The sequence below is a fragment of the Microvirga vignae genome (assembly GCF_001017175.1).
Lineage (GTDB): Bacteria > Pseudomonadota > Alphaproteobacteria > Rhizobiales > Beijerinckiaceae > Microvirga > Microvirga vignae.
The window spans coordinates 1-25,053 of the sequence record NZ_LCYG01000010.1; the positions used below are offsets into that span (position 1 = coordinate 1).

20 protein-coding genes and 1 pseudogene are annotated in these 25,053 nt (G+C 60.5%); 8 read left to right on the plus strand and 13 right to left on the minus strand.

Annotated features, from left to right (window positions below):
• Positions 1–542 precede the first annotated feature (542 nt).
• The 4 genes from AA309_RS02575 to AA309_RS02590 are packed head-to-tail and all read right to left on the minus strand — an operon-like array spanning position 543 to position 5,746.
• Entirely contained in the window at positions 543–1,700 is a 1,158-nt protein-coding gene (locus AA309_RS02575; RefSeq protein WP_047187431.1) for a mandelate racemase/muconate lactonizing enzyme family protein, read from the minus strand.
• Between the two features lie 45 nt (positions 1,701–1,745).
• A complete protein-coding gene (locus AA309_RS02580; protein WP_047187432.1) occupies positions 1,746–2,831 on the minus strand; it encodes an ABC transporter ATP-binding protein in 1,086 nt (361 codons plus the stop codon).
• Between the two features lie 29 nt (positions 2,832–2,860).
• Positions 2,861–4,606 (minus strand): ABC transporter permease, encoded by a 1,746-nt coding sequence (locus tag AA309_RS02585; RefSeq protein ID WP_047187433.1) that lies wholly within the window; start codon positions 4,604–4,606, stop codon positions 2,861–2,863.
• A gap of 9 nt (positions 4,607–4,615) precedes the next feature.
• Positions 4,616–5,746 carry an ABC transporter substrate-binding protein gene (locus tag AA309_RS02590; protein WP_084730813.1) on the minus strand — a complete coding sequence of 377 codons (1,131 nt, stop codon included), beginning with the start codon at positions 5,744–5,746 and terminating at the stop codon, positions 4,616–4,618.
• Positions 5,747–5,911: 165 nt separating this feature from the next.
• Between AA309_RS02590 and AA309_RS02595 the strand changes: the two genes are divergently transcribed.
• On the plus strand, positions 5,912–6,631 hold the full coding sequence (locus AA309_RS02595; RefSeq protein WP_160310384.1) for a GntR family transcriptional regulator: 720 nt from the start codon (positions 5,912–5,914) through the stop codon (positions 6,629–6,631).
• A gap of 337 nt (positions 6,632–6,968) precedes the next feature.
• On the plus strand, positions 6,969–7,244 hold the full coding sequence (locus tag AA309_RS02600; protein ID WP_150117363.1) for a DUF3182 family protein: 276 nt from the start codon (positions 6,969–6,971) through the stop codon (positions 7,242–7,244).
• A gap of 104 nt (positions 7,245–7,348) precedes the next feature.
• Here the strand turns inward: AA309_RS02600 and AA309_RS02605 are convergent, their stop codons facing one another.
• From AA309_RS02605 to AA309_RS02635, 7 genes are all read right to left on the minus strand, one after another.
• Positions 7,349–8,059 (minus strand): IS6 family transposase, encoded by a 711-nt coding sequence (locus AA309_RS02605; RefSeq protein WP_047187437.1) that lies wholly within the window; start codon positions 8,057–8,059, stop codon positions 7,349–7,351.
• 56 nt (positions 8,060–8,115) lie between these two features.
• Entirely contained in the window at positions 8,116–9,780 is a 1,665-nt protein-coding gene (locus AA309_RS02610; RefSeq protein ID WP_047187438.1) for an ABC transporter ATP-binding protein, read from the minus strand.
• A gap of 2 nt (positions 9,781–9,782) precedes the next feature.
• A complete protein-coding gene (locus tag AA309_RS02615; protein ID WP_047187439.1) occupies positions 9,783–10,598 on the minus strand; it encodes an ABC transporter permease in 816 nt (271 codons plus the stop codon).
• Complete coding sequence (locus AA309_RS02620) at positions 10,595–11,539, minus strand: ABC transporter permease (protein WP_047187440.1); 945 nt, start codon at positions 11,537–11,539, stop codon at positions 10,595–10,597. Before AA309_RS02620 ends, AA309_RS02615 begins: the two co-directional genes overlap by 4 nt.
• A 40-nt stretch (positions 11,540–11,579) precedes the next feature.
• Positions 11,580–12,458, minus strand: a complete 879-nt coding sequence (locus AA309_RS02625; protein ID WP_047187451.1) for an alpha/beta hydrolase family protein — start codon at positions 12,456–12,458, stop codon at positions 11,580–11,582.
• A 107-nt stretch (positions 12,459–12,565) separates the two neighbouring features.
• Positions 12,566–14,134, minus strand: coding sequence for an ABC transporter substrate-binding protein (locus AA309_RS02630; RefSeq protein WP_047187441.1), 1,569 nt, complete (start codon positions 14,132–14,134; stop codon positions 12,566–12,568).
• Positions 14,135–14,202: 68 nt separating this feature from the next.
• A complete protein-coding gene (locus AA309_RS02635) occupies positions 14,203–15,381 on the minus strand; it encodes a C45 family autoproteolytic acyltransferase/hydrolase (RefSeq protein ID WP_047187442.1) in 1,179 nt (392 codons plus the stop codon).
• 88 nt (positions 15,382–15,469) lie between these two features.
• Here AA309_RS02635 and AA309_RS02640 point away from each other — a divergent pair, with 88 nt between their 5' ends.
• The 3 genes from AA309_RS02640 (at position 15,470) to AA309_RS02650 (ending at position 19,241) form a co-directional block, all read left to right on the plus strand.
• The gene (locus AA309_RS02640) at positions 15,470–16,354 is read left to right on the plus strand and encodes a GntR family transcriptional regulator (protein ID WP_047187443.1); all 885 of its coding nucleotides are present in this window, start codon (positions 15,470–15,472) and stop codon (positions 16,352–16,354) included.
• Positions 16,355–16,428: 74 nt separating this feature from the next.
• Positions 16,429–17,772 carry an omega-aminotransferase AptA gene (gene aptA, locus AA309_RS02645; protein ID WP_047187444.1) on the plus strand — a complete coding sequence of 448 codons (1,344 nt, stop codon included), beginning with the start codon at positions 16,429–16,431 and terminating at the stop codon, positions 17,770–17,772.
• A 32-nt stretch (positions 17,773–17,804) separates the two neighbouring features.
• Complete coding sequence (locus AA309_RS02650; protein ID WP_047187445.1) at positions 17,805–19,241, plus strand: aldehyde dehydrogenase family protein; 1,437 nt, start codon at positions 17,805–17,807, stop codon at positions 19,239–19,241.
• A gap of 965 nt (positions 19,242–20,206) precedes the next feature.
• On the opposite strand, the pseudogene AA309_RS31610 reads toward AA309_RS02650, so the two are convergent.
• Together AA309_RS31610 and AA309_RS02665 are read right to left on the minus strand one after the other, a co-directional pair.
• Positions 20,207–21,176: pseudogene (locus AA309_RS31610) on the minus strand (IS5 family transposase).
• Positions 21,177–21,750: 574 nt separating this feature from the next.
• Positions 21,751–22,539, minus strand: a complete 789-nt coding sequence (locus AA309_RS02665) for a substrate-binding domain-containing protein (RefSeq protein WP_052954442.1) — start codon at positions 22,537–22,539, stop codon at positions 21,751–21,753.
• Positions 22,540–23,213: 674 nt separating this feature from the next.
• Here AA309_RS02665 and AA309_RS02670 point away from each other — a divergent pair.
• The 3 genes from AA309_RS02670 to AA309_RS02680 all read left to right on the plus strand — a co-directional run.
• Entirely contained in the window at positions 23,214–23,870 is a 657-nt protein-coding gene (locus AA309_RS02670; protein WP_047187448.1) for a TerC family protein, read from the plus strand.
• Between the two features lie 253 nt (positions 23,871–24,123).
• A complete protein-coding gene (locus AA309_RS02675; RefSeq protein ID WP_200901930.1) occupies positions 24,124–24,531 on the plus strand; it encodes a DUF4112 domain-containing protein in 408 nt (135 codons plus the stop codon).
• A gap of 76 nt (positions 24,532–24,607) precedes the next feature.
• Positions 24,608–25,053, plus strand: a 446-nt coding sequence (locus AA309_RS02680; RefSeq protein ID WP_047187450.1) for an ATP-dependent metallopeptidase FtsH/Yme1/Tma family protein, incomplete at its 3' end; no start/stop codon positions are given.

The window sequence follows — 25,053 nt, forward strand, 5'->3', positions numbered from 1 at the left end:
GCACCACGTCGGAGTTAACGTGAAAAGCCCGAGGCACAATCAGTAGCGCCGTTTTCTAGTCTTACGGCTACTCATCCTGTGGCTTGACAGGTTAATGCAACAGAGCCGGTTGGAGAATGCTCTGAGGCGGGCTCCGCATTTCTGAAGCCTAGGGCGGAATGTTGGTCAGCTATTTCAGATCAGATCCCACGTCGACAGCCGGTGGTCTGCGGACCAGCACTGAACGTCTGGATTGGGTCAAAGACGGTCAATGAGCGTGGCCGTGTAGAGGTCCGCTCACCATGTAAATACAGATGTGCGGCCTACTTCCGCTCTGTGCCAGAACCAAGCGTTTAAGGATCGACGGACTGGCGCGTTGGCCCGCAAGCTTCCTCTCGTCCTCGGCACGAGGCTATCTCTCGAATAACACGGGGTCGGAACAAGAGCAGTTGTTCCGCCCCCGTATTGGTCGCTCACGATGCTGCCCGTCATAACTTCCCTGCCGCGCACCTTCTGCAGGTTGCGGCAATTGCCAAGGCGGCCGCAGTCTCCCGGGTGGTTTTCTACTGGTCGACCACTGAACCGTCGGCATGCAGCCGTGTGTGTATCTTCCGGGGTCGGTAGGGAAACTTCTCTGCGGCGTCTGGTCGAAGCGATACGCCGATGCCAGGCTCATCACTGATTGTCAGGAAGCCCTCGCCATCGTGCCGCGCTGCGCCAATGAGGAAGCTGTCCGAGTCTGGCCGCTTATCGGTAACGTCCCATGTGTCATTCGGGAATTCCTGAAGGACGAAGTTCGGCGCCGTTGCCGCGATCTGAAGGCATGCTGCTGTCGATACCGCACTGAGAGGATTGTGAGGGACGACCCCGACATGCGACGCCTCGGCAAGCGCCGCAATCTTGCGGGCGCCGGAGATGCCTCCCACGATGCAAACGTCTGGCCTGACGAGTTGGACTGCATTACGGGCTAAAAGCATCTGGAACTCCCAAAGCGATGTCATGCGCTCGCCCGTGGCGATCGGGATGCCGATCTTGTCCGCGACGTAAGCCATCTCGTCGAGATTGTCCGGTAGGACAGGGTCTTCCATAAAGAGCGGATAGAAGGGTTCGATAGCCCGCCCGAGTTGCACCGCTTCGTATGGCGACATCTGACGATGGATCTCGATGCACAGGTCCATGCCGGGGCCGGCAATCTTCCGGTACTGCTCGACAGTCTCGACCGCATCGCCGATCTTTTGGGCGTGCGTCTGGAAATATGGAACTTCCCGCCGGGAATCCAGGAACGGAGTCAGGTGCCCGACTGCGGTGAAGCCCATCTTCTTGGCTTCCTCGATACCGGAGAACAACTCTTCCTTGGTTTCCCCGAAGACATGGTAATACGCCCGGGCCTTGTTCCTCACCTTGCCGCCAAGCAGAGCGTGCACCGGAGCGTCGAAATGCTTGCCCATGATGTCCCACAGGGCGATATCGATCGCGCTGATAGCAGCCATAACCGCCGAACCCCGGAAATGCGCCCAGCGGTACATGTATTGCCAGTGGTGTTCGATCCGCAGCGGATCCTGGCCAAGGAGATAATCCTTGAACCGGAGCACGGCACCGGCCGTTGCCTCGTGGAAACCCCAGGCTCCCCCCTCACCCAGGCCGACAAGCCCGTTGTCCGTACGGATTTCCACGAACAGGTATTTGTCGACGAAGATGCTCTCGACGCTTTCAATTCGCATGTAACGTTCCTCTTAAAGAATGGGGGTGAACCGGTGGCACCTCGGTTAGTGCTCGGAAATCAGGATCACAGTGTCCGGCTCGATCCGAACACGGATAGTCTCGCCAGAGCGCGGGTGACGTCGCGCGCCCAACTCAGCACGGAGCGTCACTTCACCAATCCGGATCATGCAACTCACGACAGAGCCGAGAAAGCTGGTGGACACGACCTCGGCATCGAAGCAGTTCGCGCCCCCTTCGCCGTCCGGGATTCGAGCAATGCTTTCCGCGCGGATGCAGACGAGAACTGAACCTGAAGACCTCATCTGCTCCGGCCAGGAGAACTGACCTTCGATCTCCAAGCCGCCGGGGAGCCTAGCGAAGGCGCTACCGTCGCTCGAAGAGCGAGCAATAACTCCATTGAGGATGTTGGCGTTGCCGATGAACTCGGCAGCGAAGCGGGTTGCCGGGCGGTTGTAGAGATCCTGCGGGGTTCCAGACTGGATCATCTCCCCGTCTTTCATCAGAATGATCCGATCGCTCATCAGCATCGCTTCCGATTGATCGTGGGTCACGTAGAGTGACGTCTGTCCAAGTCGTCGCTGAAGCTCTACCAATTCGTAGCGCATACGATCCCGAAGGCCCGCATCGAGGTTACTGAGAGGCTCGTCAAACAAGAGAAGGCGGGGCGAAGTGACAATGGCGCGTGCGAGTGCCACCCGTTGCTGCTGGCCTCCGCTGAGCTCTGTTCCGTATCGATCGGCATAACCCTCAAGACCAACAATCCTCAGCGCTTCGCGCACCTTCGCGTCAACATTCGCCGCAGGCTCGCGTCGGGTCCGCAGGCCATAGGCAACATTCTCGAAAACAGTCATATGGGGCCATACCGCATAGGACTGGAAGACCATGTTGATGCCCCGCTTCTCCGGCGGAACATCACGGCCGTCCGCAGCAACGACGTCGTCGCCAATCCGGATCGTTCCCCCCGAAGATCCTTCCAGGCCGGCAATGCAGCGCAGCGTCGTCGTCTTGCCGCATCCGCTCGGGCCAAGAAGCGAGACAAACTCGCCATCCTCCACCGTGAAGGAGACATTGCGCACAGCCTTGACGCTACCATAAGTGACGACGAGATCTTCCACGCTGAGCTTGGCCATGATTACTTCCTGAATCTTCTTCGGTTGGGTCAGGTTGCCTGCGAGAGTCTGATGCGTAGAACGTAGCGGCTGACGATGACACCCGCGACGAGAATCAACGTCTGCAAGAGGCCAATGATGGCTGCGTTCTGTACGTTCCCGAACTCGAGGTAGTCCCACGACATCACCGACAGCACCTTGTTGCTTGGAGACGCGAGAAGGATGGCCGCGCTGATCTCACGGACCGAGAAAATGAAGACCAGAATCCAAGCCGAGAGAATTCCGGGTCGGATCAGCTTGAAAGTCACCTGCCAGGCCGTGCGCCAATGCGATGCGCCGCAGACGGCAGACGCTTCCTCCAGGGATTTGTCGATCTGGATGATCGATGTGTCGACCATGCGATAAGCGAAGGGGATGTATGAAGCCACAAATGCAATCACGAGGATCCATATCGTCCCGTAGGCCGGGGTCATCAGATACGTCCAGAATATGCCGGTGCCGAACACGATGCCAGGCACGGCAATGGGGAACATGGCGATGTAGTCGAGAGCACCTGCTCCCCGAATACGCAGGCGTCGAATGGAATAAGCGATGATGACACCCAGAAGAACGCACAGCGTCGGTGCGAGGATACCGACCAAGAGCGTGTTCCCGATCGATTGGCGCACTGCCACTGAGCCGACCACTGATTGGATATTCGCCAACGTGAAGGTCGCGTCAAGGATCGATGAGGAAGTGAAACTCGTGAACGCGACATAGAGGAGCGCAAGATAAGGCAGAATGATCGCCAAGGTCACATAGGCGACGATTAGGAGCATTGCCGGCAGCTGCCAGCCCCGAAGTTTCACCAGCCGCATCCGGTAGCCTCGCGCCGTCACGGTGACAAACCGTGTCGCGATTCTTGAGGCATAACGGTAAAAGGCGACCCCGATGAGGGAGATCCAGAAGAGGAGGGTTCCGATCGCGGCGGCTCGGGCATAGTTGATCGGGTATGTCGCCACGGAACGGTAGATGTCGACAGCGAGAAATGGCATCGCCTGTGTGCCACCGAGAGCCGCGGGGATCGAGAAGGTGCCGCAAGTAAGCACGAAGACGAAGAAGAAGGCCGAGATGATCGACGGCCTGACGACCGGGAAGGTCACCTTCAGCGCCGTCGACAACGTCCCCGCTCCGTTGAGGTAGGAGGCCTCCTCCATTGACGGGTCCATCCCCTTCAGAGCCGCGGAGACGGTCATGTAGGCATAAGGCACGTTGTAGAGCGCCATGACGAGGATTATGCCCGTTGCCGTCGTGACGTTCAGGATAGGACCGGTGGCGCCGAACAGGTCTCGGGCGAGTACGTTCAGGAGGCCTGCATTCGGGGAGGCGAGGATCAGCCAAGCCAGTGCGCCAACGAACGGTGAAAGATAAAGCGGTGCAATGACCGCGTTCTCCATCAGCCCTTTGGCCGGCATGTCGGTCCGAGCAAGCAGCCAGGCGAGTGCGATCCCCACGAGGCTGGCAATGAAGGACACCAACAGGGACGCGCCGACCGTGACCGCGAGGCTCGTGAGAAAGGGCAGCGTCGTATAGACGGTAGTCAGGCTCCGCAACGAGAACTGTGCTCTCGGATCGACGAACGTTCCCGTGCGGATGGATCCGACAAACATAAGTACAATCGGAACCAGAACCAGCACGCAAAGGAGTCCGCCGAGGACGAGCGGAAGAACGAAACCTCGGCGGCGCCTGCGCATGGAGGCGTAGTCAATGGGACGATCATCGGCCTTCAGGGCCGGGGCGGTCGCGGAGACTGACATCGCCTTGCCTCAGCGGCCGAAGATCTGGTTCCACTCGCCGATAATAGGCTTTTCCGGATCCGTGTATCCAGGATCGTTGAGATAGTTGATGTAGAGATCCTCGGGATCAGCGTACCACGCCTCCCTGTACCAATCGGCTTTCGCGGCCTTGCGAGGATCGACGGTATCCGGCCGAGCAGACGCGACACCCGAAACCTTGAACCATGCCGCCTGTCCTTCGGCACTTGTTGCCCACTCTTGGAAGAGCCGTGCCGCGTTCGGATGTGGCGCCTTCGCGGAGATTGCCTGGACGGTCAGATTAGCCGGGGTTGGCTTCGGAAAGACCCAGCGGATGGGAGCTCCCTTCTGGTATAAGCCACCCATATCGCTCTGGGACGCTTGATCGACAATGGCATGTTCGCCGGCGGCAAGACGGTCATACATCGGCGACTTGCTTTCGTAGACCTGCGGCTTCAACGCCGCCATCTTCGCCACGAAGTCGGGACCGAACTGATCGCGCTTGCCACCCAAGAACATGTATACGTAGGAATAGCTGCTGCCGCCGGATGCTGGCGTGCCCGTCGCGATCCGTCCTTTCCAACGTGGATCGGTCAGAACGTTCCAGCCACCCTCACGGATGAGCTTTTCCTCCTCCGGGGTGACCTTGGTCGAGTTCCAGGCGATGCCCATCGCGTTCACGAATAGCGTGTACCAGACCCCTTCCTTCTTCATGTCCGGGCGGATGCCTGATCCAGACGGAGGGATATAGTCTGCGACCAGTCCCTCCTTGTGAGCGGACTCGATCAGGACGGTGTCCGTGATCTGCACGACATCAGCCATGTGCTGCCCGACGCGCTCCTCCGTGAGCCAGCGCTCGAAGAGAGGATAGCTGGGGCCCCGCACGTTCTGGGTCTTGATGCCGTACTTCTTCGTGAATTCGGCCGTCCAAACGGCGGTCGGGTCAATGGCCGTTGTGTGGTAGTAGGTCAGGGTGCCTTCCGCCTTAGCCGCGGCAATCAGTTCGGGGCTCGGCCCTCCCGAGCCGCTTTGGGCGAGGGCGGCATCAGCCAATAGCGAGAGGCCAAAAGCCGCCACGGCCGCTAGAGCGCTAGCTTGAAATCTTACCCGACGCGAACGTGAAGATACTCCGTAACCGGTCATGTCAATCCTCCCATAACGGCTTGACCCCCGGGAGGCGCTTCTTACGAGCGCTCTTCCTGTACGAATCCTACATTTGCGCAAATATATTTGCTCGTCAATCGGCGATAGGCTAGATTGGCGGCAGTTAGTCCCGACATTGGTTGTGCACAGGAGGCGAACTTGGACGTGTCGAAATCCCCGATTGGGGAGTTTCCACTGAACGAGCCGACCTATCTCAGGGTGAAGCGTGCCATCATTGGAGACTTAGTGTCAGGGCACTTCGTACCCGGCATGCATCTGACGATCGACACCCTGACGTCCCGCTATGGCGTCAGCCACATGCCAATCCGCGAGGCTCTCCGTCAGCTTGAGGGTGAGGGCATCCTGATCTCGATCGTTCACCGGGGATTTCGGATTGAAGCTATCACCGAGGCTTATATCCGCAACATCTACGATATCCGGGTCGGCATCGAGTCGATGCTGGCTCATCGCGCAGTGGAAAAGGCCACGGACGATGACATTTCGGAGCTACGCCGCCTTCATGAGGAGCTGAACACCCTCATTCGTTCGGGAAAGGCGATGGTAGCTTCGAGGGAAAATATCACCTTCCACAACCGTATTTACGGAATAGCGAAGAATCCTGAAGCAGAACTAATTCTTGAAGGCCGGACGAGAGTCGTCCGCACTGTTGCTGACAGTCTCGGCGGCTACACGCCGGACGTTTACGACAGAGTTGTTGCGGAGCACGAGAAGATCATTCTGGCCTTTGAGAACCATGATCCAAAGGCGGCGGGGCAAGCCGTGTTCGATCATGTCAGCGCGGCTAGGGACCGCCTGCTGATCCGAATGGCACATAACGAGGTGCTTTCACAGGTCCATTCCAGTATGAGCCCGAAGCTGGCGTAAGGTGGAAAGCACTCGCCGCGGCTCGAGAGACTTGCACCAACATGGCCCTGACTTCAGCAAAAGGCCTCATTGCTGTCTCAGCCCATCTGAGCGCCGACTTTTTCAGCGCAATTTGCCAGAAGCTGCCGTTCGCCGCGCAAACCTGGACAAGCGACGGCTTGACGAACCCGCCACACCGGAATGTCTCCTGTGGGTCAAAAGGCGAAGTCCCCTGCCCTTCACAAACGTCGGCTTCCCGCCCACAAGCTGACCAAGATTCAATGTCTGTGATGTGCCACGAACGGACGTTCGTGGGGCGACCCTGTTTGCGAACCCGAACTCGTGAGCACCCTGGAGCTTGCTCTTTAGGACCGCGCAGCATGTGGTGGTCGAGTGCTCGCCTCGGCAGGGCGGCTTCACCAATACTCATGAACGGACAACCCAGACCGAGATCGCGAAGCGGCTGGCGGCTCTCATGGGCTTTGCCTATGCGGGCGAATACGATCCCTCGGATGCCTGCTTCGGCAGGGTCTGCTTTGTCCCAAGCGACACCTTCCGCGTGCTAATTTTGCAGGATCAGGACGTACTTGGGTATGGCATGCTGGTTCAATATCCCGCATGGGGTGTCTACTAAAGCTGAGGCGTATCCAATAAAACGGCGGTTTGTTCGGTCTCTTGGCTTGGCCGGCATCGTCAATTTAACGGCTTGAGATCGGTCTGCCCTCTTGGTTCGTGGCATCAGAAGCCCGCGGCGATGCCAGTCGCCTCAGCCCAAACCACGAAGGCCTGCGCTCGGGACGTGCAATAATCAGCGGCATTGGTGTTAGCGGGACGGCGGAAGAGGTTTGCAACTTGCTCATGAACCGAGAGGAAGCGTTGCGCCTGCCATGCCGACTTGAAGCGCTTCATGGTGCGCTCGCGTCGTCGGGTGGGCTGATGGCTATTCTCGACGCGATTGTTCGATCCTCGATGCCGGCGATGTTCCACGCTGGGCATGATCTCTCGCTTGGCCGCGCCGTAGCTGGCGAGTTTGTCCGTGATCATGACCCGAGGCACCATGCCCTGCTTCTTGAGCAGCTTGTGCAGCAGACGCCTGGCGGCTTTGGCGTTGCGGCGGCTCTGGACCAAGATGTCGAGTACGGCCCCGTGCTGATCGACGGCGCGCCAGAGCCAGTGCTTCCGGCCTGTGATGCTGATCACGACCTCGTCGAGATGCCATTTGTCCCCTGGCACCGGCAGGCATCGGCGGATCTGGTTGGCAAAGCCCTGGCCGAACTTCAGGGCCCACTGCCGCACCGTCTCATGGCTGACCAGGATGCCGCAAACCGCAAGCATCTCCTCAACCATGCGCAGGCTCAACGGAACCCGGAAGTACAACCAGACCGCGTGACTGATCACTTCAGCTGGGAACCGGTGACGGGCATAGCCAGGGCTGCGGGGCAGTTTCATCCCTCACCTTGCCCCGATCCAGTCACTCCCTGGTTAATTTGACGGTGCCCTTTCGCTTATGCAGTGGCCACATCACCCTGCGGCATGTCGTCGAAACGCCATCTCAATCGAACTCCACCGTTTGCAGCGGCCTCAAGTGCCGGAATCGCGGAAAGAAGTTTGATGGTGTAAGGATCCTGCGGTTGATCAAAGATCGTATCACGATCACCCTCTTCCACGATGCGGCCATCCTGCATGACGATGACCCTGTCTGCGATCTGCTCAACGACTCCAAGATCGTGACTGATGAAAAGGCAGGAAAACCCGTGCCGCTGCTGCAGGTCAGCGAACAGGTCGAGGACCTGGGCCCGCACCGTGACGTCAAGGGCCGAGACAGGCTCGTCGGCGATGACAAACGCAGGCCTGCGCACCAGAGCACGCGCAATCGCAACCCGCTGACGTTGCCCGCCGGACAGTTCATGGGGGTAACGCCCAGCGAACGCGTCGCCGAGACCGACATCATGCAGGATCTCGCTCACGCGCTCCACCTTTTCGCGATGCCCCATCTCCGGCACCAGGCGCAGGGCTTCGCGCACGAGGTCGGCGATCGTCATGCGTGGATCGAGGGACGAATACGGGTCCTGGAACACCATCTGGCAGTTGAGGCGATAGTTGCCCCAATCCTCAGATCCTCGACGGACGGAACGTCCGCCAAAGCGGATTTCCCCACCTGCGGGATCGAGCAGGCCTGCAATGGCGCGTCCCAGCGTCGTCTTGCCGGATCCCGATCCTCCCACGAGCGCCACAACCTCACGCGGCTTGATCGCCAAGCTGACGCCGTGAAGCGCGCGCTTGCCGGACTCCTTACGAAAGAAGCCCTGGCGTCCGCGATACTCCACCACCAGATCGCGCACTTCCACGATCGGCTGCACAGATGTGGAGAGATCACGCTTGGGCAGGCGTCGCGGCATCGCAGCCAGCAGCTTCTGTGTATAGGGATGCCGGGGCTGGCGCAGCAGATCCTGCGTGGTCCCCTGCTCGACGATTTCGCCCTTGCACATGACGATGATACGGTCAGTGTAGCGGGCGACCATCGAGAGATCGTGGCTAATCATCAGCACGGCCGTTCCACGGGCACGGGTGAGCTCCACCATGAGTTCGAGGACATCGCGCTGGACGACCGCGTCGAGCGCCGTCGTCGGCTCATCGGCCACGAGCAGAGCCGGCTGAAGGAGCATGACCGAAGCCAACATGATCCGCTGGCGCATGCCGCCGGAGAACTGGTGCGGATAGGCTTCGAGCGCTCCCTCGGGATCCTTGATCCCGACCCGCCGGAGCATGTCGAGGATGAGAGCCCGACGTTCCTTCGCATCGAGATCGCGATGAAGCGCCAAGCCTTCGTCCAATTGCCGGCCGATGAGCATTGAGGGATTGAGCGAAGTCATGGGCTCCTGGAATACCATTCCGATGCGCGAGCCCCTCAGGCGCCTCAACTCTCTCGGCGGGAGTTGGGCGAGGTCTTTGCCCTCGAAACGGATGCTCCCGCCAGCCCTGCGGGTCGCCGGCGGCTCAAGGGCCATGATGGACCGGGCGGCGAGCGTCTTTCCGCTTCCGGACTCGCCGACAATGCCGACGATTTCGCCCGGCGCGACGGAAAAGCTCACGTTCTTGACGACTTCCAGCTCTGTTCGTGCGACGACGAGGCTCAGGCCCTCGACCTGGAGCAGTTCTGTCCTGGCCATGATCAGACTCCTCGCATTCGCGGATCGAGCTTGTCGCGCAGAGCGTCACCGAGCAGGTTGATACCGAGCAGCGTCAGCGAGATGCACAAGCCGGGAAAGATGCCGAGCCATACGGCCTGGGTGATGAAGGAGCGGCTGCTGGCCAGCATGTTGCCCCAGGTCGGCGCCGGAGGCGGCACGCCCAGGCCAAGGAAGCTCAGGGCACTCTCCGCAAGGAGCACCCAACCGAACATGGATGTCGCGAGAACCGTCAGGGGGGCGATGCAGTTGGGCAGGATATGCCGCGCCATGGTATAGGCTTCGGAATTGCCCATTACCCTCGATGCATCGACATATTCCTTTTCCCGCAGGGACAGGACGGTGCCTCTTACGACGCGGGCCACGGAAGGCGTGTAGGCAAGCCCCAGTGCCAGGATGATGCCGTACTTGTTGGCACCCATGACGGCGAGGAGGCCCAAAGCCAGCAGGATGCCCGGGAAGGCTAGCAGGGCGTCGTTGAAGGCCATAAGGATTCGGTCGGTCCAGCCGCGCAGATAGCCTGTCAGCATGCCGATCACCGTCCCGGCCGAAACTGCAGCCGTCACTGTGAGAAGGCTGATCCACACGCTCGTCGCGGCAGCCGTCATCAGTCGGCTGAGGACATCCCGGCCGAACTCATCGGTCCCGAGCCAGTACACGGGTCCGGGCGGCTGGAGACGAGCCGCAAAGTTGATCTTCAACGGATCGAAAGGCGTCCAGAGTGCCCCGAACAGGGCACAGACGCCGAGGACGCCGATGATTAGACCGCCAAGAATGGCATTAGGAGCAGCAAATCTCATTCCGCCGTTACTCTCGGATCGAAGACGGGGTAAAGCAGGTCGACGACAATGTTCACGACCACATAGACGAAGGCGATGAACAGCAGGCAGCCCTGGATGACCGGATAGTCGCGTGCGAAGATCGAGTCGACGAGAAGGCGGCCAAGGCCAGGAATCGTGAACACCGTCTCAACGACCGCGATCCCGCCGAGGAGATTTCCAAGCACCAGCCCGATGAGCGTCCATGTCGGACCGAAGGCGTTCTTGAAGGCGTGGCGCATCAGCACTGCGCCTTCGGAGAGGCCCTTGGCCCGGGCATGGGTGATGTAGTCAAGCCGGAGGACCTCGAGCGTGCTCGCCCGGGACATGCGGATCAGCACCCCCATCTCATGGAGGAACAGGGTCGCGATCGGCATGACGATGTAGAGCAGCGCTGCCAGAGGATCTTCGGAGAACGAGACGTAGCCGACGATGGGCAGCCATTCGAGCTTCAGTCCGAAGAGGATCAGCAGCAGAAGCCCCAGCCAGAATGTGGGGACCGACAGCAGGATCGTCGCGGCTCCCACCAGAACAAGGTCGAGTAGGCTGTTCTGACGCCAGGCTGCAATCATCCCTGCCGGCACGGCAACCAGGGTGGCGAACAGGACCGCAATGAGCACGATCTTGGCGCTGATCCAGAAGCGGTCGAGAATGAGAGGCAGGACCGGCTGGCTCGATGTGATCGAATGGCCGAGATCACCCTGGAAGATGTTGCCGAACCAGATTGCGAACTGAACCGGCAGGCTGTGATTGAGCCCCAGCCTCTCCCGCAGATCCGAAAGGCCTGCCGGGTCGGCCATGTCGCCAAGCATTAGCGCCGCAGGATCGCCGGGGATGAAGCGGATGAGGGCGAAGACCGAGACCGCCATGATGAAGAGCGTCGGAACCGCCATGAGAACCCGTCTGGCTATGAAGCGCAGCATCGCGTCTCCTCTCTGCCTCTCCAAATTGGTCCTGAGAATGTCATAGCGCCTTCATCGCACCCGGGTTCATCCTCATCGAGCGCCTGTTCTTCATGACATCAGCGAAGAAGTCCTGCACCTGCGATACGACTTGGTTTCCATCATGCGGCACGTTCGGCACGAGATCGAAGCGAACGCGAATGCCGGCGTCCTCGAAGGAGCGACGCAGGCTGTCGAGCTGCTGCGGACGCGTGCGGCCCGCATCATTGGCGCCCGGCATCCAATGCGGACTGCCTTTCCGATGGGTAATCTCCCAGGTTTCGAGATCGGCAGCGCCCACGATCATCTGCACGGGCACGCGCTGCATGGCAGCCACGTCGACCGTGATGCCAAACCGCTCCTTGATGTCGCGAATGCCAACCCACCAGTCGCGCGTCGGATCGAGCAGCGTCACCGAACCCGGAGCTCCGATCGAGGCCGCCCAGAGGCGCTCCGGGTGAAGGATGAGGAAACGATGAGTGAAGTGGCCGCCGCCGGAGAACCCGAACAGCGCGAAGCGGGTGATGTCGAGGCCGTAGCGCTCGCCAACCTCATCCACGATGGACAGAAGGATGTCGTCGTAACGGATCTCGGCTTCTTGCATGTACTTGAAGCCATCGCGGTCGCCGTCACCTCGGATCCCAACGGGAAAGGGCGGGCACAGAATGATGCAGTTGTTCCAGCGGCCGAACTCGGCGAAGCCGTCGCGATAGGTCATGAACGCCCGGCCGGTGCCATGCATCGCGATGACGAGATCGGGCGCATGGCCCCGGCCCAGGTCTGGCGGCACGTACAGGCAATAGGAAAAACGCGGATCGCGCCTGCTCGCGAATACCGTCGTATGACCCAAATCGTAGATCTGCCGCTCAAGATCCTCCAGACGGACCTGATCGGTTGGCATCGGCGTGGCAGCTTGATTCATGAAAGAAGTCCGCGTGAGAGCCTGCATCGATGTCATAGATCGGCCGCCTGTCGATGGCGGCCGATCCGTGTCTGAACGCAACCCGATCAGTTGGCGATGCGCACTTCCCAGGCCCGCGGCTTGGACAGGACGGAGGCGGTGTAGCCCTGAACATTCTTGCGGAAGGCGCTGGCCTCAATGCCGTTGTAGAGCATCACGAAAGGCACTTCCTTCAGGAACCGTGCATGCAGTTCGTCGAAGATCTTCTGACGCTCGGCCCTGTCGGAGACCATCATCGACTTTTCGAGCAGCGCCTGTGCCTCGGGATTGTCCCAGACTTTCCGGGGCTGCTTGTCCTTGGGGCCCATGACGGAGTCATAGCTCAGGGATGGATCGAGCCGAGCCGAGTATGGGAATGCCATGACCTGGTAGTTGCCCTTGTTGTACCGGTCGAGCTGGGTGCCCCATTCCAGCACCTCCAGGGTGGCATTGATCCCGACCGCTTGGAGCATGGCTTGGATGAGCACGGAGGATGCGAAGGTCTGAGGATAGCGCTTGTTCGTGAGGATGACGATCGGCTCGCCCTTGTAGCCGGCTTCCTTCAGAAGCCGTTGCGCAGCCTCCGGATCGTATGTGTAGCCCTTGTCATGGGCTGCGGTGTGATAGGACGAACTCAAGGGCACAATCGAGTTGTTGTGCTTCGCCAGACCTTCCGTCACGGCGGCAGTGATCTGAGGCGTATCGAGGGCCGCGGCAATGGCCTGCCGTATCTTCACGTTCGACAGAAGCGGGTCCCGCGTCTGTATCAGCAACGTGCTCAGGCCCATGTTCTGGGCGATCGAAAGTCCGACCGATGAGTTGGCCTTGATCTCCTTCACATCGGCATTGGCGAGATCCGGCACGACATCGATGTCGCCTCGCAGCAAGGCCGCCTTCGCTGCCGCGCTGTCGGGGACTACGACGAAGCGAACCTCGTTCACGAGTGGACGCTTCGAGCCGGCATAGCCGTCGATCTTGCCTTCAGCAGGGTTCGCATAGTCATCGAACTTGGACAGCTTGACGAACTCGCCCCGCCGCCATTCTTCGAGCTTGAACGGACCGGTTCCGATCGGCCTGTCCCATGATCCGTCAGCCTTTACCGAATCCTTATGGATGACCCCGGTCATGCCGCAATCCGTGCGCGCCAAAGTCGCCAGGAACAGGGCGTCCGGCTTGTCGAGGCGGAACACGACCGTCTGGGCATCGGGTGTTTCAACCGCCTGCACCTTCGACCGGCCGCGACCGTCGAATTCGGAGAGGCAGCGCCATTCGGTCTTGGGATCCGTATAGCGCTTCCAGCTCCAGGCGACATCCTCGGCGGTCAAAGGAGTGCCGTTGTGGAATTTGACGCCATTGCGGAGCTTGAACGTGTAGGCGAGGCCATCCTTGGAAACCGAGACCGACTGCGCCAGAAGGGGCTTGATGCTCGAGTCTTCACCATAGGCGACGAGCCCCTCGACGACATGCAAAACTACCGCGTCCGTGTTGTCGTCCCGATTGACGCCGGGGTTGGTGCTCCGGATGTCGGCGTTGAGCGAAATCCGCAGCGGGGCCTGCTGGGCCTGCGCCGGAAGCGCCACCCCCATCAAGGCTCCCGTCAGGCAGCCCGCCAGAAGAGTTCTTGCCTTCACTTTCATCATCATCCTCCGTCGTTTGTCCTAGTTCCCACTTTGTCTTCTTGGTTGTTGCAGCTCGTGGTGGCTGCTTAGATCGCCTTCACGTACGACGCGGCAGGGGCCGCCTCGACGCGAGCCTGAATGGTTGGGCGCTGAATATCCATGTCGAGTTGGTACGTGGTGAAGGTCTGGTTCAGCGCCGGCAGCATGGCGACTTCCATGAGGCCGAGCATCGGCTCCATGACGATCATCGCGACTGTCGCGCTCAGGTTACTGCTGAGATTCTTGCGCGGGGGGCGGCAGACCGACCAGGGTGTCTCGAAATCATCGAACAGAGCGTTCTTCACCACGTCGCGGGTTACGCTGCCGAGATGCGGCTCGATCAGGGCCCGGACGCGCAGGTCGCGATAGAGGCTGTCCGGCGTGTTGGCGATACCGGTATCCCTGAGCTTGGTGAGGGCCACCGGGCTCTGGAAGTGATTGGCGTGGACGATGAGGCCGCGCTCGGGCAGAACCTGGAATGTCTCGTCCGGCGCGCACTCGAAATCGATGGCGATGCCGTTGGCTTGGCTGACGATCATGTTGTTCGCCGCCGATTTCCGCGTCGTGTAGACCGCGTGCATCGAAGCCGCCAATTGCTTCTGCTCCAGAACTTTCCGGCGAATCAGCGCGAGGGGAACGCCCAGCCTTTGATAGTCGCGATCAGTCTCCAGATAGTTTGCGGTGATCGCAATCCCGGCGGCATTGAATCCCGAACGCGCCAATGCCCCCGCCTCCGTGAAGGTCAGAATATCGGGACCATCATCGCGCTTGATCTTGAGCACCACTGCGGTCTCGGCGCATTCGGCCTTCCAATCCCAGTTCTGCGCATGAATGAGGTGTCCCTCCTTCGTCACCTCGGGCATGGCGACGACGCCGGTGCATCCGTCGGGCTCATCATCGAGCGCGTCCCACTCGGCGGCAGGACGCCGGGAGAGTTTCAGGATCTCGGTCCGGGCGTTCAGGAGCACGATGGACTCCAGTGCAACCCCGACGCCCTCGGCAATGCCACGCATCTCTTCGAGGTAAGTCGGGTCGAACCGGTCGATGGTGGGTTCGAACTTGCTCACAAGCGCCTTGACATCGTCCCCGGTCAGTTTGTGACTGGCGATCTGGGAGGAATAGTGATCGATCCCGAGCCGGATCCTAACGGCAGCCTGCTCCCCGTATTGACGCCCGCGTTCACGGGGAGAACCGGACACCTCGATGAGCGGACAGGGCAGGACCATCTGGAAAGCCTCTTTCGTTGACTCTGGCAATTCGACTGGACTTATTGTATTTCATCATGAGAGAATACAATCAATAGGAAATTTCAGCGTGTACCAACCGAGCCGTTTGCAGCAGGATCTGGCCGACCGGATCGTCCGCCTCGTGAATGAGGACGGGCTGCAGGTCGGAGCGTTGCTGAACGAGAACAGTTTGGCGAAACGCCTGGAGGTCTCACGAACCCCGGTTCGCGGTGCCCTCCAGTACCTGGAGCATCAGGGAATCCTGGCTCGCCGTCCGAACCGGGGAATGGAACTCGTTGCCCTTCCGGAGCAGACGCCCGCCGTGGCCACAACCGATACGGACGAGAAGTGGCTGGTGCAGATCGCCCGCGATCGCCGGAAAGATGAGCTCCCCCAGGACTTCTCCGAGGTCGAGATCATGCGGCGCTATGGCCTGAACCGCCCGACGGTTCAGCGCGTCCTGTCCCGCCTCTCGGATCTTGAGATGGTCGAGCGCAAGCCGGGCTATGGCTGGAGGTTTGTGACCGGCTTCCGAGATCCTGCAGCCCGCGACGAAAGTTACCGTTTCCGCCTGCTCATTGAGCCCATGGGCATTTTGGAGCCTACCTTCCAACTCGATCCGCAATGGCTCGAGGAGATGCGCCGGCGCCACGCCGATACCCTTGAGCGCCCTTGGCAGGACACCTCCAGTATCGCGTTCTTTGAAATGAATGCAGCCTTCCACGAAGGCTTGGCTGCAGCCTCCGGGAACCGGTTCATCCATTCTGCCATCCGCCACCAGAACCAGCTCAGGCGCTTTTCCCAGTACGATTGGAAATTCGGCTTCGAGCGCGTCGTGGTCAATTGCCGCGAGCACATGGAAATTCTCGACTACTTAGCCAAGGGCGAGCGCGATGTCGCTTCGGTTCTGTTGCGCCGACATCTCGAGCGGGCGAGCCAAGTCAGGTCACGCGACAATCCGGATCCGGGCTAGGCTGTATTTGTATTTCATTTGAACAAAAGCCTATGAAACCGCTCATATGAGCTCGTCCTGCCAGGAGCACGCCGATGACAGCCTCGTCACAGATTGCCGCCCGCCCGTTCGCCAATGATGTGGGCGACGCCCATTGGTTGCCCTTTACGGCCATGCGCCAGTTCCAGTCGAACCCGATGATGTTCGTCGGCGCGGAGGGCATGCATTACACCACGACGGATGGCCGCCGCGTGCTGGACGCCATGGCCGGTTTGTGGTGCGTCAACGCCGGCCATGCCCAGCCCCGGATCGTGGAGGCCATCCGCGAGGCTGCAGGCCGCCTCGACTTCGTCTCCTCGTTCAAGATGAGCCATCCGGGAGCGTTCGAGCTCGCCGGTCGCCTCACTGACATCGCTCCTGAGGGGTTCGACCATGTGTTTTTCACCAACTCCGGCTCTGAGGCGGTCGATAGCGCGCTCAAAATCGCCCGGGGTTATCACCGCGCCCGCGGGGATGCGGGGCGCACCAAGTTCATCGGGCGCGCCAAGGGCTATCACGGCATGGGTTTCGGCGGGCTCTCCGTCGGCGGCATCGGACGCCACAAACGGGATTTCGGCCCCCTCCTTCCGGATGTGGCCCACCTGTCGCTGCCCTATGACCGCTCCTCAATGGGGTTCTCGCGCGGCCGTCCTGAAACGGGAGCCCATTATGCGGACGAGTTGGAAAGCCTTCTGCAGATCCAGGATCCCTCGACCGTCGCAGCGGTCATCGTTGAGCCTGTCATCGGCTCAGGGGGTGTTTATCCACCGCCGCTGCAGTATCTTGAACGCCTGCGATCGATTTGCACCCGACATGGCATCCTTCTCATCTTCGACGAGGTCATCACCGGCTTCGGCCGCCTCGGGACACCTTTCGCAGCTCAGGCATTGGGCGTCACACCGGACATCATCACCTGCGCCAAAGGCATGACCAATGGCGCGGTCCCGATGGGTGGCGTCATCCTGCGCGACTTCGTGTTCGACGCCTTCATGGCCGGACCGCCGGAGGTGATCGAGCTCTTCCATGGCTACACCTATTCAGGGCACCCCCTCGCCTGCGCCGCCGGCCTTGCTGCTCTTGACGTATATCAGGACCTCGGCCTGTTCGAGCGGACTTCCGTTATTGCCCCAATGTGGGAAGCAGCGCTGCACAGCCTGAAGAGCGAGCCCCACGTTGCGGACATCCGTAATATCGGGCTTCTCGGCGTCGTGGAGCTGGCGCCGCGCGCCGGCGAGCCGGGAGCACGCGGCAATCTTTGCGCGCAGACGTGCTACGAGGATGGCGTTCTCGTACGCGCGTCAAGCGATCTCATTGTTCTGTCTCCGCCCCTGGTCATCCAAGAGGAGCAGATCGAGCAGACAGTCGACAGCATTCGTCGTGCAATCAGGCAGATGAACTGACGCTTGCTGATCATGGAGCCGGAGAATATTACGTGTCGCATCACCATCACTTCTACATCAACGGTCAATGGATCCCGCCGAGCGAGCAGAGGCTCATCAAGGTGATCAATCCGGCCATGGAAGAAGCCGTGGCGACGATTGCCGCCGGTGGACCGGCCGATGTGGACCAGGCGGTTGCTGCCGCGCGGCAGGCCTTCTCGACCTATAGCCAAGCCAGTCGTGAGGATCGCCTGGATCTGCTAACTCGGATCATCACCATTTACCGTCGGCGCAGCGATGAGTTGGCCGAGGCGATTTCCGCCGAGATGGGGGCTCCTCTTGCCTTCGCACGCGAGCGCCATGTGCCAGCCGGGCTCGGTCATCTTCAGCGCGCCGTCGAGATTCTGAAAACCTACCAGTTTGACGAGATGATCAATGCGACCATGATTACCCGGGAGCCGATCGGCGTCTGCGGTCTGATCACGCCTTGGAACTGGCCCTTGAACCAGATCGCCTGCAAGGTCGGTCCGGCCCTTGCGGCCGGATGCACCATGGTCCTGAAGCCCAGCGAGGTCGCTCCGCTCTCGGCCTTGATCTTCGCGGAGATCCTGCACGAGGCGGACGTCCCGGCAGGAGTGTTCAACGTGATCAACGGCGATGGGCCTCATGTCGGACAGGCCCTTGCAGGCCATCCCGATGTGGACATGATCTCCTTCACCGGCTCGACGCGCGCCGGAACTCTCGTCGCGAAAGCGGCCGCCGATACGGTCAAACGCGTTCATCAGGAACTCGGCGGTAAATCGCCGAACATTCTGCTCGAGGACGCGGATGTTGAAGTAGCCGTCACGCACGGTGTCCGGGCCTGCTTTGCCAACAGTGGGCAATCCTGCAACGCACCGACGCGCCTCCTCGTGCCATTTGATCGTCAGGATGAAGTCGCGGCGATTGCCAAACGCATCGCTGAGGAGACAATCGTCGGCGATCCGCGATCCCCGTCCACCACCATCGGTCCCGTGGTCAGCCAAATCCAGTTCACCCGGATCCAGAACCTGATCAAGGCTGGAATCGAGGAAGGGGCAACCCTCGTAGCGGGAGGTCCCGGGCGCCCGACCGGACTTGATCGCGGCTATTACGTGCAGCCGACCGTGTTCGCGAATGTGCGCAATGACATGAGCATCGCACAGGAGGAGATCTTCGGCCCGGTCCTGTCGATCCTGCCCTACAGGGATGAGGAGGATGCGATCCGGATCGCCAACGACACCGTCTATGGACTGTCGAGTTATGTGACATCGGGCGATCTCGAACGGGCCCGCCGGGTGGCGCGCCGCATTCGGGCCGGCATGGTTCATCTGAATGGCTCTCGCGGTGATACCGCGGCCGCTTTCGGCGGCTACAAGCGATCCGGCAATGGACGCGAATGGGGACGGTTTGGGTTCGAGGAGTTTCTCGAAACAAAGTCGATGTTCGGGTACTTGGCTCAACCAAGCTAAGTAACGCGCCTCTAGGATTACGGCGTACAGGGCGGATCTGTTCGAATACGATGGCGACAGGCAAACTTTTTGGTCGGTAGGGGGACTGCCGAAATCGAACCCCCGACACCCGGATCCGCCAGATAGCCGATCCAGCCGTCAGGATCGAACCGGATATTATTGAGATAGCTGTTGGCACGGATCAGATCCGGACCGAACGAATAGACTCATACGTTTTTATCACGTTTTATCCGTTGCCGGATCGATCTGGACGACCTTAGCCGAACCTGGCACCTGGGGCCCGAGGAAGGGACCGCCCGAGTCGATCACCCACAGATGGCCATTGTGCACTTAGACGCCATTGACATTGACGAACCGATCGGTCACCGGCTCGCCCGGCTTCTAGATGTTCCATGTCCCGCCCGAATAGGGCTTGAGCCCATCTTTGGTCACCTCCGCGAGAAAGACGGGATGGGCCAGTCCTGCCAACGCGGCATGGACATGAATATCCGGCCATTCGGCAGAACGGCAACGCCGTTTATCGGAGAGACGTCGCTCGTTGCGATGGTTTCCAGCTTTGCCTCCTCCGCCACGGCAGGAGCAAGGGGCACAACCGTTAAAACTCCCAGCAGGGCCAGAACTGAAAGGTTCATCAAGCCATATCGCCCTTATAACGAAGGAGTGTTCTCTATAGCGAACGAAGCCTAGGGCTAGCAAAAATTGTGGCCCACCTGATCGGATAATTTCGGGTGTTGCGGCCTCTGGGACATTCCGGAATAGCCAAGCCGTTCAAGTTCGCTAAGTCCTTGGAATGAATAATAATTTATCGCAGTTATAAACTGTGAGGCTTTTGTGATCGTTTGTTCCTGCAATGTCTTTTCTGACGGTGAGGTGCGTGCCTGCCTCAACCCCGGTCCGGACTGCCCCGTACGACTGTGTTGCACGGATTGGTTGGTGAACGCACTGAGCCCACTCCAAACCTTCGCTTAAGCGATGCGGACGCACTTCGGGCGTCCAAGCTCGAGCATGCGGTTTAGCGCATCAACGGCGATGGCAACTTCCGTCACACAATGCCGGCCTGTCCGCGAGCGCAACGCATCCCCAATCACTCGTTTGAAGCGGCTGACGGCAGCCTCCACCAAGGCACGACGAGTGTACCCGGATGTTTTCTGCCACCCCCTGCATCCATGCTCGGCGATAGATTTGAGATGCCGATCGCGCCGGGTCGGAGTGGTCTCCACATCCTCGCTTAGCATCGCAGTTGAGCGGGGCGGAACGATCACGTCAGCATCAGGATTGCGCACGGCGACAGTGCCGTGAATGCCGGCCTGATCGTAGGCTCCATCACCGGTGAACGAGGCTAGTAAACCTGTGATCTGGTCGAGCAAGGCCTCAACCTGAGAGCCATCATCGACATCGCTGCTTGTCAACTCCACCGCAAGGATCTGTCCCGTGTCAGCATCAACACCGATGTGCAGCTTGCGTCAGGATCGGCGGGTCCGGGTGCCATGTTTCTCGACCAGCCACTCGCCGGGTCCGCTGAGTCGCAGACCTGTGCTGTCCACCAGAAGATGGACGGGCCCTCTGGAGCTTGGACACGGTCTTGGCACCTCCAGAGTCTCGGCGCGGCGGCTCAGGGTTGAGTGATCCGGCACCGCAAAATCAAGACGCAGAAGCCGGAGAATGGAGCCGATTAGTCCCTCCGTCTGGCGCAGAGCCAAGCGGAATACCGCTCGTAATGTTAGCGCCATCCTGATCGCCAGGGCTGAGTAATGCGGCTGACCACCGCGAGTTTGGCGTGGCTCAGCCCGCCAGGCGGCAATGGCCTCCTCTGAGAACCAGACCGTGAGGCTTCCGCGCTGGCGCAGGGCGGCCATCATACTCCGCCCAATTCGTGATTCGGTATCGCTGCTTCGGAATGCGGTGACGGCGAGCGGCATTGGCTTTGAACGGCACGGCGGATCTTTGCTCGGACGGCGAACAGGCTGCTACGCTACCCAGCTCCGGTTACCAACTTGCTCATCCATGCAGCAAGGCGCCGCCGCGCAGTTCGGGAGCTGATCCGACAGGCGAAGAGCACACTTGTCCGGCTAACCTAGGGTTGGCTCCAAGTCCCCCTCACCTCTCTTTGACCTGACTTTTTCTGCTAATTTCAATTCGTTGTCGCACACTGAAAATTTCCGGCCCGTCTTCCAAAGGTCCGCTTTGGCCGGATGAGCAGACCAAAGCGAAATGTCCGAGAAGTGCCACAAGCCGACCTTCGCTGAAGCGAATGACGAACTCGGTGCAGCATTCGCAAGCGTCACAGCCGATCAAGGTTGGGGCAAGCTTGTGCAACTCGTCAATACCACCCGAGAACAGCCGTCGAGCCGCTGCATTCATTGGCCGGCCTGTTCTCAGGATCCAGGATCGAGCGGTCGCACCGAATGCAGAGCAAGAATCGGCATTCATGCTCGGAGGCTGTCCACACAGGTCGATCTTGGCCAAACACCTCGCAAGCCGATGCACAGTCGAGTTCGGGCACCGCGTCTTATCCGCGACGCGTGATTGGATCGAGCCCCGTCGACTTGACGGTTTCAGCAGCGTCCGCCGAGGAGAGAAAGCGGATCAGCTCCGCGGCCGCCTCCGGCTGCTGGGCGCTCGTCAGCACCCCGGCCGAGAACACCGTGACCTGCTGCACTTCGGGCGGAAGCGGGCCGACCAGCTCGGCCCCGGGTATGCCGAGGATCTCGCTGATCTGCTGGAAGCCAATCTCCGCCTCGCCTCTGGCGACCACCGCCGCCACGCGCTCGCTCAAAATGCGGCGGCTTTTCGGCGCCACCTCCGCCTCAATCCCGAGCCGCTTGTAGAGTTCGGTCAAGACGTACACGCCGCTCGCGCTGGCCGAGTAGGCAATCGACGGCGCAGCCAGGAGGGTCCGGCGCAGGGCATCGACCGTCGAGATGTCCGGTTTGGGGGCGCCGGCCCGCACCGCAACTCCGATGCGGGACTCCGCCAGGTCGACGCGGCTGTCCGGCCGGACCACCCCGCGGGCCGTGAATTCATCGAGCGCCGAGCGTGCGAGGATGATGATGTCGGTTGGCTCGCCGCGAGCCAGGCGCTGCGGGATGGCGTCAGGCGCGTTGCCCATTGATGCCCCGTAGGCGCTGACGACTTTCTTGCCCGTCATCTGCTCGAAGCGAGGGGCCAGGATGTTATAGGCAGCCGTGAAGCCGCCCGAGCAAATCACCCGGATTTCGGTGGCCTGCGCCCGCGAGAGCCGGGGGGCCAGCGGCGCCAGCAAACCTGCCAGAATGGCGCGACGGGTCAGCATCAACATGACATCCTCCCGAGTTCCCCGCGCCCTGGTTTCCGACCTTACACCCTCTTGGGCTGCGCCGCGAGAGGATCCCCCTCCAGACGGACCAAGAGCCAGGGAGAGGGTTGCCAAAGCCCGAAAAGTGTCTCCACCGGACCGCTTTGCGAAGATTCGGTTCGAGTACGTGCTCCTCCAGACGTTGATCATGCGGTGACGCTCACCTTGAGCCTGAGTGATGACTCCTCCACCGGAGGTACCAGGTGCTTTAACGGCGAAAGTCTGCTCGGGGTCAAAAGACGTCCTCAGAAACTGCGTCGTAAAGGTCCGCTCACCGAGTAGGTCCGGACATTCGATTTACTTCCGCTCAGTGCCAGGACCGGACCTTCCCTGGCAAAGCGAAGAAGGAATTGATCTGCCTTTGGCAGCCCCGAGGCCCTAAGGTTGCTCACTTCCCTCTTGAGCTCACGTCGTCTCGCCTTTACAGGTTGAGCACCAGGCCGGGCCCCTCTGGCAGTTCCGATGAACTGCGATGTCGGACTGGATGTCCAATCGGGTGGCCTGGCTCATGGCGTTCTGCCGACCGTAATTCGCTTCGCAGCGTGCTCCGCATTGTGGCAGCGCCGATGCTGCGTGGCTCATCTTGCGGTCTTTCGGACGGCATGGCGGCTGCCCCTGTTCATGCAAACGGGAGCCACATGAGCGAATTTTTCACCACAGAAGCCCTATCTGCCCTTCTCCAGGTCATCATGATCGATCTGGTGCTTGCCGGCGACAACGCCATCGTCATCGGCTTGGCCGCCGCCGGGCTGCCGAAGGAGCAGCGGGCCAAAGCCATCCTGATCGGTATTATTGCGGCCACGGCCCTGCGTATCGGGTTTGCCGCCGCAACAACCCAACTCCTGCAGATCGTCGGCCTGCTTCTGGCCGGCGGCATTCTCCTCCTCTGGGTCTGCTGGAAAATGTGGCGCGAGTTGCGCACCAGCCACGCAGAGGAGATCCAGGGCGAGGAAGCTCTGGAGGGACGTGACCTCGACCAAGACGGCAAGATCGCGGGTGCAGCCCCGCGCAAGACCTTCGCGCAGGCTGCTTGGCAGATTGTCATTGCCGACGTCTCCATGTCCCTCGACAACGTGCTGGCGGTGGCAGGCGCCGCGCGTGAGCACCCCAACGTGTTGATCTTCGGCCTTATCCTGTCGATCGCCCTCATGGGCGTGGCGGCGAGCTTCATCGCCCGCTTGCTGCAGAAGCACCGCTGGATTGCCTATGTGGGCCTTGCGATCATCCTCTATGTCGCCGTCGAGATGGTCTATCGAGGCACCCTCGAGGTATGGCCGCTGGTCAACGGTGCGTAACAGCTGGCCCAACGAACAGGATGGCTCGCCTCTGGCTTCAGAGGCGAGCCATTGCAGAACCGTGCTCTGGTTTGGTGCTGGCGAAAAATCACTGAGGCATCAGGGGTCCGACCTGGTCTTGTAGCCGGGCTTCCCGACCCCTATCTATCATTTACCGGGGTCCGGGCCCCTCTGGCAGTCTTCTCCAAGGCTGTAATGTCGGACTCTCTCACCTGAGGAGCATGTCAATCTGCTCCGCATCTGGGAGATGACTGTGACGTCTTACTCTTATACCTCCTCCTTCAATGACGCCTCCTTCCGAGCCGGCGCGACACGAGCGCGACTCGATACTCTCGCGCGGTTCCTCGATGGCGCCATTCGCGTGCCGGGAACTGATATACGCTTCGGCGCTGATGCGCTCCTGAACCTAGTTCCGGGCGTTGGAACCCTGACCTCAAAAGGCATGTCGGCTTATCTGATCTGGCAGGCGCATCGTCTCGGCGTGCCGACCTCGATCCTCCTTCGCATGATCGGGAATGTCGGTGTCGACTTCGTGATCAGCGCAATCCCCGTCGTCGGCTGGGTCGGCGACGTGTTCTACCGTTCAAACCTTCGCAACATGGCGCTGCTGCGTAACCATCTCGACCGGGTTCATCCTGTGCCGCGCCGTTTCCAGCGCTGACGGCGGCGAGACGCAAACCAGTCCGGCAAATATTTGCCAGGATCAATTCGTTCCTTGTGGTTCAGAAAGCATCAAGATGAACAACCCAAACGCCGCGCCGAACTTCCGCAATTTTGCGATCGTGGCCGCGGTCATGACGCTGCTGTCGCTGTTCTACTTCCAGAACACATCAGCACCTCAGTCGGATCAACTCCCCTACTCTGCCTTTGTGACGGCAGTCGATCAGGGCGAGATCCGCTCCGTCACCATCCAGGGGCAACACGTGGTCGCTGAACGTTCGGCAGATGGCAAAGTCGAAACGTACGTACCGCAAGGCGCCGACCTGATCGCGCAACTTCAGCAGAAGGGCGTCGTAATCAAGGCCGAGCCGCCACCGCAACCGAGTTTGCTCGGCAGCCTGTTGCTGTCGCTGCTGCCGTTCGCCCTGATGATTGGCATTGTCATCTGGCTGTCCCGCAGGGCCATGGGCCAGCAGGGAGGCGGCGGACTGCTGTCGATGGGCAAGTCCAAGGCCAAACTCCT

Excerpts from the sequence above, each read along its gene's own strand:
- AA309_RS02575 (WP_047187431.1), bottom strand. The coding sequence starts at position 1,700 with ATGCGAATTGAAAGCGTCGAGAGCATCTTCGTCGACAAATACCTGTTC.
- AA309_RS02580 (WP_047187432.1), bottom strand. The coding sequence starts at position 2,831 with ATGGCCAAGCTCAGCGTGGAAGATCTCGTCGTCACTTATGGTAGCGTC.
- AA309_RS02585 (WP_047187433.1), bottom strand. The coding sequence starts at position 4,606 with ATGTCAGTCTCCGCGACCGCCCCGGCCCTGAAGGCCGATGATCGTCCC.
- AA309_RS02590 (WP_084730813.1), bottom strand. The coding sequence starts at position 5,746 with ATGACCGGTTACGGAGTATCTTCACGTTCGCGTCGGGTAAGATTTCAA.
- AA309_RS02605 (WP_047187437.1), bottom strand. The coding sequence starts at position 8,059 with ATGAAACTGCCCCGCAGCCCTGGCTATGCCCGTCACCGGTTCCCAGCT.
- AA309_RS02610 (WP_047187438.1), bottom strand. The coding sequence starts at position 9,780 with ATGGCCAGGACAGAACTGCTCCAGGTCGAGGGCCTGAGCCTCGTCGTC.
- AA309_RS02615 (WP_047187439.1), bottom strand. The coding sequence starts at position 10,598 with ATGAGATTTGCTGCTCCTAATGCCATTCTTGGCGGTCTAATCATCGGC.
- AA309_RS02620 (WP_047187440.1), bottom strand. The coding sequence starts at position 11,539 with ATGCTGCGCTTCATAGCCAGACGGGTTCTCATGGCGGTTCCGACGCTC.
- AA309_RS02625 (WP_047187451.1), bottom strand. The coding sequence starts at position 12,458 with ATGCCAACCGATCAGGTCCGTCTGGAGGATCTTGAGCGGCAGATCTAC.
- AA309_RS02630 (WP_047187441.1), bottom strand. The coding sequence starts at position 14,134 with ATGAAAGTGAAGGCAAGAACTCTTCTGGCGGGCTGCCTGACGGGAGCC.
- AA309_RS02635 (WP_047187442.1), bottom strand. The coding sequence starts at position 15,381 with ATGGTCCTGCCCTGTCCGCTCATCGAGGTGTCCGGTTCTCCCCGTGAA.
- aptA (WP_047187444.1), top strand. The coding sequence starts at position 16,429 with ATGACAGCCTCGTCACAGATTGCCGCCCGCCCGTTCGCCAATGATGTG.
- AA309_RS02665 (WP_052954442.1), bottom strand. The coding sequence starts at position 22,539 with ATGTTGATGCTGACCCGTCGCGCCATTCTGGCAGGTTTGCTGGCGCCG.
- AA309_RS02670 (WP_047187448.1), top strand. The coding sequence starts at position 23,214 with ATGAGCGAATTTTTCACCACAGAAGCCCTATCTGCCCTTCTCCAGGTC.